This is a genomic window from Pseudomonas sp. BIGb0176 (genome assembly GCF_024810175.1).
Lineage (GTDB): Bacteria > Pseudomonadota > Gammaproteobacteria > Pseudomonadales > Pseudomonadaceae > Aquipseudomonas > Aquipseudomonas protegens.
The window spans coordinates 65,145-81,562 of record NZ_JANUEC010000007.1; the positions used below are offsets into that span (position 1 = coordinate 65,145).

Consider the following 16,418-nt stretch of genomic DNA (forward strand, 5'->3'; position numbering starts at 1 on the left):
ACACTCATGGGACACAAAAGTGGTGCTAGCATAGAGCCACCAGTCGATCTCAGCATGCACCCTAACTAGTAGTCAGGATATGACCGAGCCAGAAGACCCCAGCCGTGAGCGCCTCAAGCACCACTTTGCCCAGCGGGTAATTCATCAGGCACGTCAGATTCTTGAGATATGGCAGCGTCTGCAACGTAGCGAATGGTCGACCACCGACATGTCGGAGCTGTGCGAGGCCAACCTGCGCCTGCTGCGCTTCGCCGAACGTTTCGAACAACCCGAACATACCCAGCTGGCCCGCAGCATCAGCCAGTCCCTGGAAGCGGTGGACGCCAACCGTGGCCGCCTCAGCAGCAACCTGATCACCGACCTCAACCGCCTGATGCAGCGCCTGTCGCGCACCGGGCTGCGCCACGGCGACCAACTGGAACAGACCTTCCTGCCGCCCCTGCGCAAGCCGATCTACGTGATGCTGCAGGACCACGACCGGGCCGAGCGCCTGGCCAAGCAGCTGGAATTCTTCGGCCTCAGCGCCCAGTCCCTGGACAGCATTCCGGCCTTTCGTTCGTCCATGGTCGAACGCCTGCCGGCGGCCATCGTCATCGATGTGGATTTCTGCGGTGCCGGCATGGGCCTGACCCTGGCCGCCGAGGCCCAGGTCGGCCTGGAGCAGAAACTCCCGCTGCTGTTCTTCAGCCTGCATGAAACCGACACCCCGACGCGCCTGGCCGCAGTGCGCGCCGGCGGCCAGGAATTCCTCACCGGCACCCTGGAAGCCTCCAGCCTGCTGGAAAAAATCGAAGTACTGACCTGCGTCGCCCAGTACGAACCCTATAAGGTGCTGATCATCGACGACTCCCGGGCCCAGGCGCTGCACACCGAGCGCCTGCTCAACAGCGCCGGGATCGTCACCCGCACCCTGATCGAACCGATCCAGGCCATGGCCGAGCTGGCGGACTTCCAGCCTGACCTGATCATTCTCGACATGTACATGCCGGCCTGCACCGGCACCGAGCTGGCCAAGGTAATCCGCCACAACGACCGCTACGTCAGCGTGCCGATCATCTACCTGTCCGCCGAGGACGACCTGGACAAGCAGCTGGACGCCATGAGCGAAGGCGGCGACGACTTTCTCACCAAGCCGATCAAGCCCCGGCACCTGATCACCACCGTGCGCAACCGCGCGGCCCGGGCGCGCAACCTCAAGGCGCGGATGGTCCGCGACAGCCTCACCGGCCTGTACAACCACACCCATATCCTGCAACTGCTGGAAGACTGCAGTTTCCGCGCCCGTCGCGAGGGCAAGCCGCTGAGCTTCGCCATGCTGGATATCGACCACTTCAAGCGGGTCAACGACAGCCACGGCCACCCCATGGGCGACCGGGTGATCAAGAGCCTGGCGCTGTTTCTCAAACAGCGCCTACGCAAGACCGACTTCATCGGCCGCTACGGCGGCGAAGAGTTTGCCATTGTCATGCCCGACACCGACCAGGACGCCGCGTGCAAGGTTCTGGACGAAATCCGCCAGCGCTTTGCCGAGATCCACTACCCGGCCCAGCCCCAGGACCTGTGGTGCACCTTCAGCGCCGGGGTGGTGGAAATGCAGGAGGATTCCGACAGCCTGATGATGGCCAGCCAGGCCGACGAAGCCTTGTACCGGGCCAAGCATGGCGGGCGCAATAGGGTCCAGGCCGCGCGATCAAGTCAAAGTGCCATCTTTTCATCCGAATCCACCGATTCGGTCATAACCTTGTAATACAAACGCAATAAATTCAGGCGCTTACCATTTAAGCCGTTGGTAGAGCCCCGATGCGCCTGAAGCTGCTGACCAATCTCAATACCCTGCTGCTCGTTGCCGTTTGCCTCGCCCTGGGGGCGACGCTGTGGTGGTCGCAACGGGCCCTGGAACGCCCCTATCTATTGATGGAGCGCTACCTGGGGCTGTCCCAGCAGTTTCAGAACCAGGTGGCGCGCAATATCGAAGACTACCTGGCCAGCGGCGATGCCCTGCGCCTGAGCAGTGCGGCCCAGGCCCTGGAAACCCTGCAGGGCGAGTTGGGCGAACTGCCGCCACCGCTGGCGCAAAGCCTGCGCCCGAGCCTGGCCAGCCTCGACGACTTCAGCAAGACCGACCTGCTGGCCGCCGGCAAGCTGGCAGGCGATCCCCAGGCCCTGCTGTTGCAGGCCGAACGCGAGCTGGGCGCCAACCTGGAGCAGCTCAGCCAGTACGCCAGCGGGGCCAAGAGCGCGGAAGCGGCGAACTACCTGCCTTTGTTGCTCACCGCCTCCCAGCACCTGGGCAAGCTCTCCCTGGCCCGGGACAAGCTGGTGAGCAGTGGCCGCAGCGAGCTGGCCGCCGATGTGGAACGGGAAGTGAACAGCATCCGCGCCCAGGCCGATCGGCTCGAAGCCCTGCCTTTATTGGGCGTGGCCGCCAGCAGCGAATCGGGCACCGATGATTTCGCCGCCATGATGGGCCTGGAAAACACCGAGAAAGCCGCCGCCGAAGATGCCGGCATAGGCTTCAAGCGTGAACTCAACAGCCTGCTCAGCCGCTATCCGGCAGAACTGCAACGCACCCGCGAGCAGATCCAGAAGCGCGCCGACCTGAGCGCCGCAACCCTGCTGAAGATCAATGCCGTGCGCCAGGCCATCGCCGAGCTGGAACCGGCGGTACGGGCCCAGCACGGGCAGATCCAGGGCGAAGTGCGGCTGATGCAGGGGCTGATGATCGGCCTGATCCTGTTGATCGCCCTGGTGATCGACACCTTGCAGCGCAAGCTGGCCCGGGTTCTGACCAACCTCGCCCCGGCGCTGTCGACCTGGGCCGAAGGCGACTTCAGCCGACCGATCCAGCTGGGCAAGACCAACCGCGAACTGCATGACATCGAGGAATCCCTGAACCGCCTGCGGGCCTACCTGGTGGACCTGGTGGGCACCATCCGCCAGAACGCCGAACAAGTGGCCGGCAGCAGCCGTGCCCTGGCCGACCTGAGCAGCGGCCTGCACAGCGGCGCCGAGCGCCAGGCCGGCGACACCGCACAGATCCGCGATGCCCTGGGCGAACTGGAGGCCACCATCCAGCAGGTCGCCGGGGACGCCAGCCAGGCCGCCGACGCCAGCCGCAGTGCTGGCTTCGCAGTGCAGCAGGGGCAGAAAGTCATAGGCCTGAGCCTCACCGGGCTGCACGCCCTTGTCGGGGAAGTCCAGGGCAACGCACAGATGATCGAACATCTGGCGCAGGAATCCGCCACCATCGGCGGCGTGCTGACGGTGATCCGCTCCATCGCCGACCAGACCAACCTGCTGGCCCTCAACGCCGCCATCGAAGCCGCTCGCGCCGGGGAAATGGGTCGCGGTTTTGCCGTGGTTGCCGAAGAAGTACGCTCCCTGGCCCAGCGCACCGCCGGGGCCACCGCGCAGATCCAGACCCTGATCGCCGGCCTGCAGGCCGCCGCCCAGCAATCGGTACAAGGCATGCGCGCCCAGGTCGAGCACGCCGAGGCCACCGCCGGCCAGGCCCAGGCCGCCGATGGCGCCCTGGACGAAATCGTCGGGGCGATCCAGACCATCGCCGATACCGCCGTGCGGATCGCCGATGTCACTGCCCAGCAGAGCGGCGCGGTGAGCGAAATCCGCGATCACAGCGAACGCATCCACCAGTTGGGCGGCGACAACCTGCTGCGCATCGGCGAAGGCCGGGCCCAGGGCGAAAACCTGCTGGACCTGGGCGGGCAATTGCATACGGCCGTCCAAGCGTTCCGCGTCTAGGCTCTGAAACGGGCGCGCAAACCACAACCCACCACCATCAGCGACGAAACGGGCAACAAGAAGCACGCCCCCCTTCTTGAGGGCAAATGACCGGATTTAATCTGTCGGTCACATATTTTGCGCAAACATCGGTCATCGTGCTGGCTATTGCAGAGAACTGGACAGTCATAAAGTCTTTCCGGCATAGTCGCCGGGTTCTGACAACAGCCCCCGATAACAAGGAACAACCGATGGCCACCCTACTGGTTCTTCACGGACCCAACCTGAACCTGCTCGGCACCCGTGAACCGGGGGTCTACGGTGCAACTACCCTGGCCCAGATCAACCAGGACCTGGAGCAACGGGCCCGTGATGCCGGGCACCATCTGCAGTACCTGCAGAGCAATGCCGAGTACGAATTGATCGAGCGCATCCATGCCGCCCGCGATGAAGGCGTGGATTTCATTTTGATCAATCCAGCAGCTTTTACGCATACAAGCGTCGCATTACGTGACGCGCTGCTGGCGGTGAGCATCCCATTCATCGAAGTGCATTTGTCCAACGTGCACAAACGCGAACCTTTCCGTCATCACTCCTACTTCTCCGATGTTGCGGTGGGAGTGATCTGCGGCCTTGGCGCCAGCGGTTACCGACTGGCCCTGGAGGCCGCCCTAGAACAGCTTGAACGTCAGGCAAACGCTTGAACGACAAGCGATAAACGCCCCTGACCGACCCTTGGGAGTTGATGATTCATGGATATCCGTAAAGTTAAGAAACTGATCGAACTGCTGGAAGAGTCCGGCATCGACGAGCTGGAGATCAAGGAAGGCGAAGAGTCCGTACGCATCAGCCGCCACAGCAAGACTCCAGCCCAGCAGTACTACGCACCGGCTCCGGTTGCCGCTCCAGTGGCTGCGCCTGCCGCTGCCGCTCCTGCTGCTGCCGCCGCTCCTGCAGCACCGGCCGCACCCGCGCTGAACGGCACCGTGGCCCGTTCGCCAATGGTCGGCACTTTCTACCGCAAGTCTTCGCCTACCTCGCCAGCCTTCGTTGAAGTCGGCCAGAGCGTGAAGAAGGGCGACACCCTGTGCATCGTCGAAGCGATGAAGATGATGAACCACATCGAAGCTGAAACCAGCGGTGTGATCGAGTCCATTCTTGTCGAAGACGGCCAGCCGGTTGAGTACGACCAACCGCTGTTCACCATCGTTTGAACCGCGGAGAGTCTTTGATGTTGAAGCCTGCGAAGTTGGAAAAAGTCCTGATCGCCAACCGCGGCGAAATCGCCCTGCGGATCCTGCGTGCCTGCAAGGAAATGGGGATCAAGACCGTAGCCGTCTACTCCAAGGCCGACAAGGAGCTGATGCACCTGGGCCTGGCAGACGAATCGGTATGCATCGGCCCTGCGCAAGCCGCGCAGTCCTACCTGCACATCCCGGCCATCATCGCGGCCGCTGAAGTCACTGGCGCCACGGCGATCCACCCTGGCTACGGCTTCCTCGCGGAAAACGCCGACTTCGCCGAACAGGTGGAAAACTCCGGCTTCGCCTTCATCGGCCCGAAAGCCGAGACCATCCGCCTGATGGGCGACAAGGTTTCCGCCAAGCACGCCATGATCGCTGCCGGCGTACCGACGGTTCCAGGTTCCGACGGCCCGCTGCCGGAAGACGAGGAAACCGCCCTGCGCATCGGCCGTGAAGTCGGCTACCCGGTGATCATCAAGGCCGCCGGTGGCGGTGGTGGTCGCGGCATGCGCGTGGTGCACAAGGAAGAAGACCTGATCGCCTCGGCGAAGCTGACCCGCTCCGAAGCCGGCGCGGCGTTCGGCAACCCGATGGTCTACCTGGAAAAGTTCCTGACCAACCCACGTCACGTGGAAGTCCAGGTGCTGTCCGACGGCCAGGGCAACGCCATCCACCTGGGTGACCGCGACTGCTCGCTGCAGCGTCGTCACCAGAAGGTCCTCGAAGAAGCGCCGGCACCGGGCATCGACGAGACCGCCCGCCAGGAAGTCTTCGCCCGCTGCGTCAAGGCGTGCATCGACATCGGCTACCGTGGCGCCGGCACGTTCGAGTTCCTCTACGAGAACGGCCGCTTCTACTTCATCGAGATGAACACTCGCGTGCAGGTAGAGCACCCGGTATCGGAAATGGTGACCGGTATCGACATCGTCAAGGAAATGCTCAGCATTGCCGCCGGCAACAAGCTGTCGTTCACCCAGGACGACGTCGTGATCCGCGGCCACGCGCTGGAATGCCGGATCAACGCCGAAGACCCGAAAACCTTCATGCCAAGCCCAGGCACGGTCAAGCATTTCCATGCCCCGGGCGGCAACGGCGTGCGCGTCGACTCGCACCTGTACAGCGGTTACGCGGTTCCACCGAACTACGATTCGTTGATCGGCAAGCTGATCACCTACGGGGCCACCCGTGACGAAGCCATGGCGCGCATGCGCAATGCGCTGGACGAAATCGTCGTCGACGGGATCAAGACCAACATCCCGCTGCACCGCGACCTGACCCGTGACGAAGGCTTCTGCAAAGGGGGCGTGAACATTCACTACCTCGAGCACAAGCTGGCCGAGCAACACTGATCGGCACCCGCCACACCGACAAGGCCGCTTTCGAGCGGCCTTGTCGTATCCGCCGCCCTGCAGGAGCGAGCCTGCTCGCGAACCGCGCAGCGGCCATTCCCTGATCAACCGTCCTTGCGACCAAGCACAGGGCATCCCCCTCGCTCCCAAGGGGCGTCTCGCGTAAACTTGCGCGCTTCTCGCGGCCCACTAGGCTGCACATCACATATTTTCAAAGGTGCCCGCCATGCCTTGGCTGCAAGTCCGTCTCGCCATCAGCCCAGAACAAGCCGAAACCTACGAAGACGCTTTTCTTGAAGTCGGTGCCGTCTCGGTCACCTTCATGGACGCCGAGGATCAGCCGATCTTCGAACCTGAACTGAACACCACCCCGCTCTGGTCCCACACCCATCTGCTGGCCCTGTTCGAGGGCGGCACCGAAGCCGCCAGCGTACTCGCCCACATGGAACTGCTGACCGGCGGCCCGCTGCCCGAGCATCACAGCGAAGTCATCGAAGACCAGGATTGGGAGCGCAGCTGGATGGACAACTTCCAGCCCATGCGTTTCGGCCAGCGCCTGTGGATCGTTCCCAGCTGGCACGCCGCGCCGGAGCCCGAGGCCGTGAACCTGCTGCTGGACCCGGGCCTGGCCTTCGGCACCGGCACCCACCCGACCACCGCCCTGTGCCTGGAATGGCTGGACGGCCAGGACCTGAAGGACTGCAACGTGCTGGACTTCGGCTGCGGCTCGGGGATCCTGGCCATTGCCGCCCTGTTGCTGGGCGCCAAACAGGCGGTGGGCACCGATATCGACGTGCAAGCCCTGGAAGCCTCCCGTGACAACGCCGGGCGCAACGGCATTGCCGACGAGCTGTTCCCGCTCTACCTGCCCGAGCAACTGCCCCAGGTGCAGGCCGATGTACTGGTGGCCAACATCCTGGCCGGGCCACTGGTGGCCCTGGCGCCGCAGCTTTCGGGGCTGGTCAAGTCCGGCGGGCGCCTGGCGCTTTCCGGCATCCTTGCCGAACAGGGCGAGGAAGTCGCCGCGGCTTATGCCCAGGACTTCGATCTGGACCCGATCGCCACCCTTGATGGCTGGGTGCGCATCACCGGCCGTCGGCGCTAGAATGGCCGCCTGCATAATCCGGATGGCCGCATGACCGACAGTTTCGTCACCCAGTGCCCGCATTGCCAAACCCGCTTCCGCGTCAGCCACGCCCAGTTGAGCGTGGCCCGTGGAGTGGTTCGCTGTGGCTCCTGCCTGCAGGTGTTCAACGCCGCACGGCAGTTGCTCGAGCAGCGCGCGGCCAAGGAAGCTGCCACCTCGAAAGCCGCTGCCAAACCCGTAGCGCCACCGGCTGCTCCCGCAGCGACCGTGGCGCCGGCACCGGCGGCACCCGAGCCGGATCTGCCACCCCCCGCGGCCCCTGCCGCTCCTCAGCGCGCCATCAGCCAGAAGCAATGGTCGGCCGCCGAGATGGACCTGGATCACCTGGACCTCGATGAGGAACTGGCCAAGCTCGAACAGCGCGAAATCCAGCCAGCCAAGGCCTTTGGCCTGGAACGCGAGCACAAGGAAGGCAGCCTCAGCGCCCGGCGCGACACCCAGGACGCCGACGAGGCGCACTGGCCGGACGGACTGTTCGGCAGCGCCGCCGAACGGGACGACAGCGAGCCTTCGCCCCCCAAGGTGCAACCGGACGACGCCGAACCCAGCGTCGAACCACCCAAGCCCAGCCGCACCGAACCGTCGCTGTCGTTCAACCTCGCGGACCTGGACGACGAACCCCAGGCGCCCAGGTTGCGCCTGGACGATGACCTGGAACCTCACTCGCCTGCCAACCCGGAAGACCAGGACGACGAGCCCGCCGTCTCCGGCAAGAAGCGCCGCGAGCGCAACGAGCCCGGGGTCAAGGAAGAGGTGCTGCTGGACCTGGTGGACGACCCGCTCCACCTCGACTGGCAGAAGCGCCGCTCGCCCTGGGGCAAGCGCCTGCTCTGGCTGCTGCTGATCCTGCTGGCCGCCGGCGGCCTGATGGGACAATACGTCGCCTATCACTTTGATGAGCTGGCCCGCCAGGACCAGTACCGTCCCTGGTTCCAGCAACTGTGCCCGGAATTCGGCTGCACGGTACCTTCCCGGGTCGACATCGCCCGGATCAAGAGCAGCAACCTGGTGGTACGCAGCCATCCGGAATTCAGCGGCGCCCTGGTGGTGGACGCCATCATCTATAACCGCGCGCCCTTCTCCCAACCCTTCCCGCTGCTTGAGCTGCGCTTCGCCGACCTCAACGGCCACCTGATCGCCAGCCGCAGCTTCAAGCCCGGGGAATACCTGGGCGGTGACTTGCAGGATGCGGCGGAAATGCCGCCGCAGACCCCGATTCACATCGCCCTGGATATTCTTGACCCCGGTCCGAAAGCGGTGAACTACAGTCTGAGTTTCCACTCGCCTGAGTGAATCGGCTGCACAAGTTCACGGACGACTCTGGATTAACGACAGTTTTATGACTGTTTCGCCTGGATTGCTCCCAGGACGTTACAGAAGAACTGTTCAGATTTTATCCAATTCAGCCTTTATCCGGTCATCGAGAGCGGGTATCATGCCAACCCTTTTTCGAACTCTCATGATCCGGCCCCACAACAGGGAAGTCCTATGTCGGCGGTACGCATCGGCCCATATACAGTGCACAACGGTTTGATTCTCGCCCCGATGGCGGGGGTTACAGACCAGCCCTTTCGTCAGCTTTGCAAGCAATTGGGCGCGGGCCTTGTAGTCTCGGAAATGGTCACCAGCGACATGAGCTTGTGGAACAGCCGCAAATCGCGGTTGCGCATGATCCACGAAGGCGATCCCGAGCCCCGCTCGGTGCAGATTGCCGGGGGTGATGCACAGATGCTGGCAGACGCCGCCCGCGCCAACGTCGAGTTGGGCGCACAGATTATTGATATCAACATGGGTTGCCCGGCCAAGAAGGTCTGCAATAAGGCCGCCGGCTCCGCGTTGCTGAAGGACGAAGCCCTGGTCAACGAGATTCTCCAGGCAGTAGTGGCCGCTGTGGATGTACCGGTCACCCTGAAGATCCGCACCGGCTGGGACCGGGAGAACAAGAACGGCCTGACGGTGGCGAAGATCGCCGAGCAGGCCGGCATCACGGCACTGGCGGTCCATGGTCGGACCCGGGCCGACCTGTACACCGGTGAAGCCGAGTACGACACCATTGCCGCGATCAAGCAGGCGGTGTCGATCCCGGTCTTTGCCAATGGCGATATCGACTCGCCGGAAAAGGCCCGGCGGGTGTTGCACGCCACCGGCGCCGACGGGCTGTTGATCGGCCGGGCCGCCCAGGGGCGGCCATGGATTTTTCGTGAGATCGAACACTTCCTCAGTACCGGTGAAACCCTCCCGGCACCGGAGCTGTTCGAGGTGGAACGTATTCTGCTAGAGCACCTGGCCGCGCTGCATGCCTTCTATGGAGATGTCATGGGCGTACGCATTGCGCGCAAGCATGTGGGCTGGTATCTCGCAACCCTGCCGGGCGCCAGGGAGTTTCGCGCCCACTTCAATCGTTTGGAAGATACGGAAGCACAATGCGCCAACGTTCGTGAGTTCTTTGCCGGACGTTACAAGAGCCTGGAAACAGGGGACGGAGAGGGGGTGGCCGCATGACGATGATGACCGAGACTTTAGTGAGTGGAACAACACCCGTGAGCGACAACGTGAATTTGAAACAGCACCTCAATACACCCAGCGAAGAAGGCCAGACCCTTCGCGGGAGTGTCGAGAAGGCGCTGCACAATTATTTCGCCCACCTTGAGGGCGCTGCCGTCACGGACGTGTACAACCTGGTGCTCTCCGAAGTCGAGGCTCCGTTGCTCGAAAGCGTGATGAACTACGTCAAGGGCAACCAGACCAAGGCCAGCGAACTCCTGGGTCTGAACCGCGGTACCCTGCGCAAGAAACTCAAGCAGTACGATTTGCTGTAAGCATTCAATCAAACCAGAAAGGCGCCCGCGTAAAAAACGGTCGCCTTTTTTGCTGACTCCTTTGCTTTTGATGGAAATTGAGATGACCGACCAGACTACCCGCCTGCCGATCCGCCGCGCCTTGATCAGTGTTTCCGACAAGACCGGGATCCTCGAATTCGCCAAGGAGCTGGAAGCCCTTGGTGTGGAGATCCTCTCCACCGGCGGGACCTTCAAACTGCTGCAGGACAACGGCGTGTCCGCAGTGGAAGTCGCGGATTACACCGGTTTCGCGGAAATGATGGATGGCCGGGTGAAGACCCTGCACCCGAAAATCCACGGCGGTATCCTCGGCCGTCGCGGCATTGACGACGCCATCATGAACGAGCACGGGATCAAGCCGATCGACCTGGTCGCGGTCAACCTCTACCCGTTCGAAGCCACCATCAACAAGCCAGGCTGCGACCTGCCGACCGCCATCGAGAACATCGACATCGGCGGCCCGACCATGGTCCGCTCGGCGGCCAAGAACCATAAGGACGTGGCCATCGTGGTCAATGCCAGCGACTACGCCGGCGTCCTGGAAAGCCTCAAGGCCGGTGGCCTGACTTACGCCCAGCGCTTCGACCTGATGCTCAAGGCCTTCGAACACACCGCTGCGTACGACGGCATGATCGCCAACTACATGGGCACCGTGAACCAGGCCGCCGAAACCCTCAGCACAGAAGGTCGCAGCGAATTCCCGCGCACCTTCAACAGCCAATTCATCAAGGCCCAGGAAATGCGCTACGGCGAGAACCCGCACCAGAGCGCGGCGTTCTATGTTGAGGCCAAACCTGCTGAAGTCGGCATCGCCACTGCGACCCAACTGCAAGGCAAAGAGCTGTCCTACAACAACGTGGCCGACACCGACGCCGCGCTGGAATGCGTGAAGAGCTTCGTCAAGCCGGCCTGCGTCATCGTCAAGCACGCCAACCCGTGCGGCGTGGCGGTCAGCCCGGACGCTGAAGGCGGTATCCGCCAGGCGTACGAACTGGCCTACGCCACCGACACCGAATCGGCCTTCGGCGGCATCATCGCCTTCAACCGCGAGCTGGATGCAGCCACCGCCAAGGCCATCGTCGAGCGTCAGTTCGTCGAAGTGATCATTGCCCCGAGCGTCAGCGAAGAAGCCCGCGCCATTGTCGCTGCCAAGGCCAACGTGCGCCTGCTGGCCTGCGGCCAGTGGTCGGCTGAGCGCGCTGCGGCCTGGGATTACAAGCGCGTCAACGGCGGCCTGCTGGTGCAGAGCCGCGACATCGGCATGATCAGTGCCGATGACCTGAAAGTCGTGACCAAGCGCGCCCCGACCGAGCAAGAGATCAACGACCTGATCTTCGCCTGGAAAGTCGCCAAGTACGTCAAGTCCAACGCCATCGTCTACGCCAAGAACCGCCAGACCATCGGTGTCGGCGCCGGCCAGATGAGCCGCGTGAACTCCGCGAGAATCGCCGCCATCAAGGCCGAGCACGCCGGCTTGCAAGTCGCCGGTTCGGTCATGGCCTCCGATGCGTTCTTCCCGTTCCGCGACGGCCTGGACAACGCCGCCAAGGTCGGCATCACCGCAGTGATCCAGCCCGGCGGCTCGATGCGTGACAACGAAGTGATTGCCGCTGCCGACGAAGCGGGCATTGCCATGGTGTTCACCGGCATGCGCCACTTCCGTCACTGATACGACAACGGTCGCACTGACACCGGCATCTGCTGCGTTGGAGCCCACCTCGATGATGCTCATTGCCAACAGGCAACTGCGCTCATCGAGGTGGGCTCCGCCTTGCATCTACCACTGTCATTGCAACCTCCTGAGGCATCCAGCTCTTCAGGTTCCAAAACAGAATTAGCGTCATCCGAGGTTTTTGAAATGAATGTACTGATCATTGGTAGCGGCGGTCGTGAACACGCTCTGGCCTGGAAAGTCGCTCAGGACCCACGGGTTCAGAAAGTGTTCGTCGCCCCAGGCAACGCCGGCACCGCCATCGAGGCCAAGTGCGAGAACGTCGCCATCGACGTCCTGGCCCTGGAGCAGCTTGCAGACTTTGCCGAGAAGAATGTGTCCCTGACCATCGTCGGCCCGGAAGTGCCGCTGGTGGCTGGCGTGGTCGACCTGTTCCGCTCCCGTGGCCTGGACTGCTTCGGCCCGACTGCCGGTGCTGCGCAGCTGGAAGGTTCGAAAGCCTTCACCAAGGATTTCCTCGCCCGCCACAAGATCCCTACTGCCGACTATCAGAATTTCACCGAGATCGAGCCGGCCCTGGCTTACCTGCGTGAAAAAGGCGCCCCGATCGTGATCAAGGCCGACGGCCTGGCCGCCGGCAAAGGCGTGATCGTGGCCATGACCCTGGCCGAAGCCGAGGAAGCGGTGCGCGACATGCTGGCCGGCAATGCCTTCGGCGACGCCGGTTCCCGCGTGGTGATCGAGGAGTTCCTCGACGGCGAGGAAGCCAGCTTTATCGTCATGGTCGACGGCAAGAACGTGCTGCCCATGGCCACCAGCCAGGACCACAAGCGCGTCGGCGACGGCGACACTGGCCCCAATACCGGTGGCATGGGCGCCTACTCCCCGGCACCGGTGGTCACTTCAGAAGTGCACCAGCGGGTGATGGATCTGGTGATCTGGCCCACCGTGCGCGGCATGGCCGAGGAAGGCAACGTCTACACCGGCTTCCTCTATGCCGGGCTGATGATCGACAAGGCCGGCAACCCGAAAGTCATCGAGTTCAACTGCCGCTTCGGCGACCCGGAAACCCAACCGGTGATGCTGCGCCTGCAATCGAGCCTGGTGCTGCTGGTGGAAGCCGCCCTGGCCCAGGCCCTGGACAAGGTCGAAGCGCAGTGGGACCCACGCCCGAGCCTGGGTATCGTTCTGGCGGCAGGCGGCTATCCTGGTGACTACGCCAAGGGCGCAGCCATCACTGGCCTGGACGCCGCGGCAGCACTGGAAGGCAAGGTGTTCCACGCCGGTACCGCACTCAAGGATGGCCAGGTCGTGACCTCCGGCGGCCGGGTACTGTGCGCTACCGCCATGGGTGACAGCGTCGACGCGGCTCAGCAACAGGCCTACCGCCTGGCGGCCGAGATCGACTGGCAGGGCTGCTTCTACCGCAAGGACATCGGCTACCGCGCCATTGCCCGCGAGCGCGGCCAGGAGTAAGGCTGTCGTTGACCCCGGCAAGGGCACACGCCCTTGCCGTGCGGTCATTACGCCGCGCATAGTTATAATCAGGCATCAACCAACGAAGGGATTTCGCCGTGCGCTGGCTCAGGATTGCCCTAGGCTTCACCGTCACCTTGCTGACCCTGCTCTGCTTGAACCCGGCCCTGGCCGCTCAAGGCAGTGGCTGGGCGGTTTTGCTCGACGAACAGGCCGACCTGCAGCTCAGTGACATCCGCTCCCCGCGCTACACCAACCAGTTCAGCCCGATCGAGCTGGACAAGCTCACCGCAGCCGAGCCCGATGGCGCCCTGTGGCTACGCTTCAAGCTGCAACCGGGAACCCATGAGCAGATCCTGCGGATCTTCGCCCCCGACCTGTCCCACCTGAACCTCTACGTGCTCGAAGGCGACAAGCTGATCGAGCAAGTGAACACCGGCTCCGGCCAGTCGCAGGCGCAAAAGCCCCTGCCCAGCAGCGACTTCATGCTGCCGCTGCCGCAAAGCGCCAAGCCACTGGACGTCTATGTACGCCTGGTGTCCGAACACGAGCTGCGCCCCTTCATCACCCTGCAATCGGCGGTGATGGGTGCGGCCGACCAGAGCCAGACGCTTATCTACGGCCTGCTCTTCGGCTGCCTGGCGATGCTGATCCTGCACAACCTCACCCGCTTCGCCTACACCCGTTCGCGCAGCAGCCTGTGGCTGGCAGCCTGCGAAGGGCTGCTGACCCTCAGCCTGCTGATGCTGCTGAACCTGTTCGGGCCCTGGCTCCCGGCCTGGGAAGCCCTGCAGACGCCGGGGGCCTATATCGCCCTGCTGCTGACCGCGCCCTGCGGGATGATGTTCGCCTACCGCTTTTTCGCCCCCCTGGGCGCCCATCCACTGAACCGCCTGCTGCTGGGCAACATCCTGCTGATCAGCCTGTTCGGCCTGTTGCTGCTGTTCGTCGATACCCTGCCTCTGAACATCATCACCTACGGTCTGGTGGCCCTGGCCGGCCTGAGCATGCTGTTCGTCGGCGGCTATCACTGGCACAAGGGCTATCGCCCGGCGCGCCTGTTCGTCGCCGCCATGGTGATCTTCAACCTCGGCACCCTGGTGATCCTGCCGGCCCTGCTGGGGCTGACCCTGGTAGCCCCGCAAGGCCTGATCGTCACCCTCTTGAGCGTGGTGTGCATCGCCGGGCTGCTGATGAGCATTGCCCTGGGCGAGCGCCAGCGCAACATCACCGAGAACCGCTTCAGCGTCAGCCGCGACCTGGCCGCCAGCACCGCCGAGGTCAATGCCAAGGCCGAGTTCCTGGCCAAGATCAGCCACGAGATCCGCACCCCGATGAACGGCGTGCTGGGCATGACCGAGCTGCTGCTGGGCACCCCGCTGTCGGTCAAGCAGCGCGATTACGTGCAGACCATCCACAGTGCCGGCAACGAGCTGCTGACCCTGATCAACGAGATCCTCGACATCTCCAAGCTGGAGTCCGGGCAGATCGAACTGGACGATGTGCAGTTCGACCTCAACGCCCTGATCGAAGACTGCCTGAGCATCTTCCGGGCCAAGGCCGAACAGCAGAACGTCGAGCTGATCAGTTTCATCCAGCCCCAGGTGCCACGGGTCATCAGCGGTGACCCGACACGCCTGCGCCAGGCCCTGCTGAGCCTGTTGGAAAATGCCCTGAAGAAGACCGATGAAGGCGAAGTGCTGATCGTCGTCGCCCTCGACGAGCGCAGCAGCAAACCGCGCTTGCGCATCGCCGTGCAGGACAGCGGCCAGCCGATGGAGGCCGAAGAGCGCGAAGCCCTGCTGCACACCGAGCTGCACAGCAAGAACTTCCTCGCCACCACCCGCCTGGGGGGCAACCTGGGGCTGGTGATCGCCCGTCAACTGATCCTACTGATGCATGGCGAGTTCGGCATCAAGAGCGGCACCAACCAGGGCAGCACCCTGTGGCTGACCCTGCCCCTGGATGCCGAGCGCCTGGAACACCCGACCGCCGACCTCGACGGCCCCCTGCAGGGCGCGCGGGTACTGGTGGTGGACGACAACGACACCTGCCGCAAGGTGCTGGTACAGCAGTGCAGTGCCTGGGGCCTGAACGTCAGCGCCGTACCATCGGGCAAGGAAGCCCTGGCCCTGCTACGCACCAAGGCGCACCTGCGGGACTACTTCGACGTGGTATTGCTGGACCAGAACATGCCCGGCATGACCGGCATGCAACTGGCGGCGAAGATCAAGGAAGACCCGAGCCTGAACCACGACATCCTGCTGATCATGCTCACCGGCATCAGCAATGCGCCGAGCAAGGTGATTGCACGCAATGCCGGGATCAAGCGCATCCTCGCCAAGCCAGTGGCCGGCTACACCCTCAAGACCACCCTGGCGGACGAACTCAATCAGCGCGACAAGGCCCCCGCCGCCCCCTACAACCAGCCGGCGCACGCTGCCCAAGCCCCGGCGCCAGTCACCGTGCCCAGCGACTTCCGCATCCTGGTGGCCGAGGACAACAGTATTTCCACCAAGGTCATCCGCGGCATGCTCGGCAAGCTCAACCTGCAGCCCGATACCGCCAGCAACGGCGAGGAAGCCTTGCAGGCAATGAAAGCCAACCGCTACGACTTGGTACTGATGGACTGCGAAATGCCGGTGCTCGACGGCTTCTCCGCCACCCAGCAACTGCGCGCCTGGGAAGTCGGCAACCAGCGGGTGCGTACCCCGGTGGTGGCGCTCACCGCGCACATCCTCGCCGAGCACAAGGAGCGCGCGCGCCAGGCCGGCATGGATGGGCACATGGCTAAGCCCGTGGAGCTCTCGCAACTGCGGGAACTGGTGGAACACTGGGTGACCCAGCGCGACCTGCGCGAGCGCAGCACCGCGCACACCAGTTGAGCCGACAGGCTCTGCGGCGCCTGTTAAACTCTCGCTCGCCCTCCTTTAGTCGTGAGCTCCCACC

At 63.7% G+C, this 16,418-nt stretch carries 11 protein-coding genes and 1 pseudogene; all 12 read left to right on the forward strand.

From position 1 onward, the window contains the following. Nucleotides 1-79 precede the first annotated feature (79 nt). The 12 genes and pseudogenes from gcbA (at nt 80) to M2395_RS30530 (ending at nt 16,354) form a co-directional block, all read left to right on the forward strand. Nucleotides 80-1,747, forward strand: a complete 1,668-nt coding sequence (gene gcbA, locus M2395_RS30475; RefSeq protein ID WP_015634000.1) for a diguanylate cyclase GcbA — start codon at nt 80-82, stop codon at nt 1,745-1,747. 1,499 nt (nt 1,748-3,246) lie between these two features. Further along, nucleotides 3,247-3,762, forward strand: a pseudogene (locus M2395_RS32005) (methyl-accepting chemotaxis protein); the annotation flags it as partial. 230 nt (nt 3,763-3,992) lie between these two features. Next, a complete protein-coding gene (gene aroQ / locus M2395_RS30485) occupies nt 3,993-4,445 on the forward strand; it encodes a type II 3-dehydroquinate dehydratase (protein ID WP_011059042.1) in 453 nt (150 codons plus the stop codon). Nucleotides 4,446-4,493: 48 nt separating this feature from the next. Further along, the gene (gene accB, locus M2395_RS30490; RefSeq protein ID WP_015633997.1) at nt 4,494-4,955 is read left to right on the forward strand and encodes an acetyl-CoA carboxylase biotin carboxyl carrier protein; all 462 of its coding nucleotides are present in this window, start codon (nt 4,494-4,496) and stop codon (nt 4,953-4,955) included. 17 nt (nt 4,956-4,972) lie between these two features. Further along, nucleotides 4,973-6,334, forward strand: coding sequence for an acetyl-CoA carboxylase biotin carboxylase subunit (gene accC / locus M2395_RS30495; protein WP_015633996.1), 1,362 nt, complete (start codon nt 4,973-4,975; stop codon nt 6,332-6,334). 226 nt (nt 6,335-6,560) lie between these two features. Then, nucleotides 6,561-7,439, forward strand: coding sequence for a 50S ribosomal protein L11 methyltransferase (gene prmA, locus M2395_RS30500; RefSeq protein WP_011059039.1), 879 nt, complete (start codon nt 6,561-6,563; stop codon nt 7,437-7,439). Between the two features lie 30 nt (nt 7,440-7,469). Then, complete coding sequence (locus M2395_RS30505) at nt 7,470-8,774, forward strand: DUF3426 domain-containing protein (RefSeq protein WP_123431182.1); 1,305 nt, start codon at nt 7,470-7,472, stop codon at nt 8,772-8,774. A 195-nt stretch (nt 8,775-8,969) separates the two neighbouring features. Continuing rightward, nucleotides 8,970-9,983, forward strand: coding sequence for a tRNA dihydrouridine synthase DusB (gene dusB, locus M2395_RS30510; RefSeq protein ID WP_011059037.1), 1,014 nt, complete (start codon nt 8,970-8,972; stop codon nt 9,981-9,983). Continuing rightward, entirely contained in the window at nt 9,980-10,300 is a 321-nt protein-coding gene (gene fis, locus M2395_RS30515; RefSeq protein ID WP_003186237.1) for a DNA-binding transcriptional regulator Fis, read from the forward strand. Before dusB ends, fis begins: the two co-directional genes overlap by 4 nt. A gap of 82 nt (nt 10,301-10,382) precedes the next feature. Next, nucleotides 10,383-11,990 carry a bifunctional phosphoribosylaminoimidazolecarboxamide formyltransferase/IMP cyclohydrolase gene (purH, locus tag M2395_RS30520; RefSeq protein WP_077933280.1) on the forward strand — a complete coding sequence of 536 codons (1,608 nt, stop codon included), beginning with the start codon at nt 10,383-10,385 and terminating at the stop codon, nt 11,988-11,990. Between the two features lie 189 nt (nt 11,991-12,179). Next, nucleotides 12,180-13,469, forward strand: coding sequence for a phosphoribosylamine--glycine ligase (gene purD, locus M2395_RS30525; protein ID WP_041115709.1), 1,290 nt, complete (start codon nt 12,180-12,182; stop codon nt 13,467-13,469). Nucleotides 13,470-13,567: 98 nt separating this feature from the next. After that, on the forward strand, nt 13,568-16,354 hold the full coding sequence (locus M2395_RS30530) for a hybrid sensor histidine kinase/response regulator (RefSeq protein WP_041115707.1): 2,787 nt from the start codon (nt 13,568-13,570) through the stop codon (nt 16,352-16,354). Nucleotides 16,355-16,418: the final 64 nt, after the last annotated feature.

Coding starts and splice junctions, on each gene's coding strand:
- gcbA (WP_015634000.1), top strand. CDS start 80: ATGACCGAGCCAGAAGACCCCAGCCGTGAGCGCCTCAAGCACCACTTT.
- accB (WP_015633997.1), top strand. CDS start 4,494: ATGGATATCCGTAAAGTTAAGAAACTGATCGAACTGCTGGAAGAGTCC.
- fis (WP_003186237.1), top strand. CDS start 9,980: ATGACGATGATGACCGAGACTTTAGTGAGTGGAACAACACCCGTGAGC.
- purH (WP_077933280.1), top strand. CDS start 10,383: ATGACCGACCAGACTACCCGCCTGCCGATCCGCCGCGCCTTGATCAGT.
- M2395_RS30505 (WP_123431182.1), top strand. CDS start 7,470: ATGACCGACAGTTTCGTCACCCAGTGCCCGCATTGCCAAACCCGCTTC.
- prmA (WP_011059039.1), top strand. CDS start 6,561: ATGCCTTGGCTGCAAGTCCGTCTCGCCATCAGCCCAGAACAAGCCGAA.
- aroQ (WP_011059042.1), top strand. CDS start 3,993: ATGGCCACCCTACTGGTTCTTCACGGACCCAACCTGAACCTGCTCGGC.
- purD (WP_041115709.1), top strand. CDS start 12,180: ATGAATGTACTGATCATTGGTAGCGGCGGTCGTGAACACGCTCTGGCC.
- accC (WP_015633996.1), top strand. CDS start 4,973: ATGTTGAAGCCTGCGAAGTTGGAAAAAGTCCTGATCGCCAACCGCGGC.
- dusB (WP_011059037.1), top strand. CDS start 8,970: ATGTCGGCGGTACGCATCGGCCCATATACAGTGCACAACGGTTTGATT.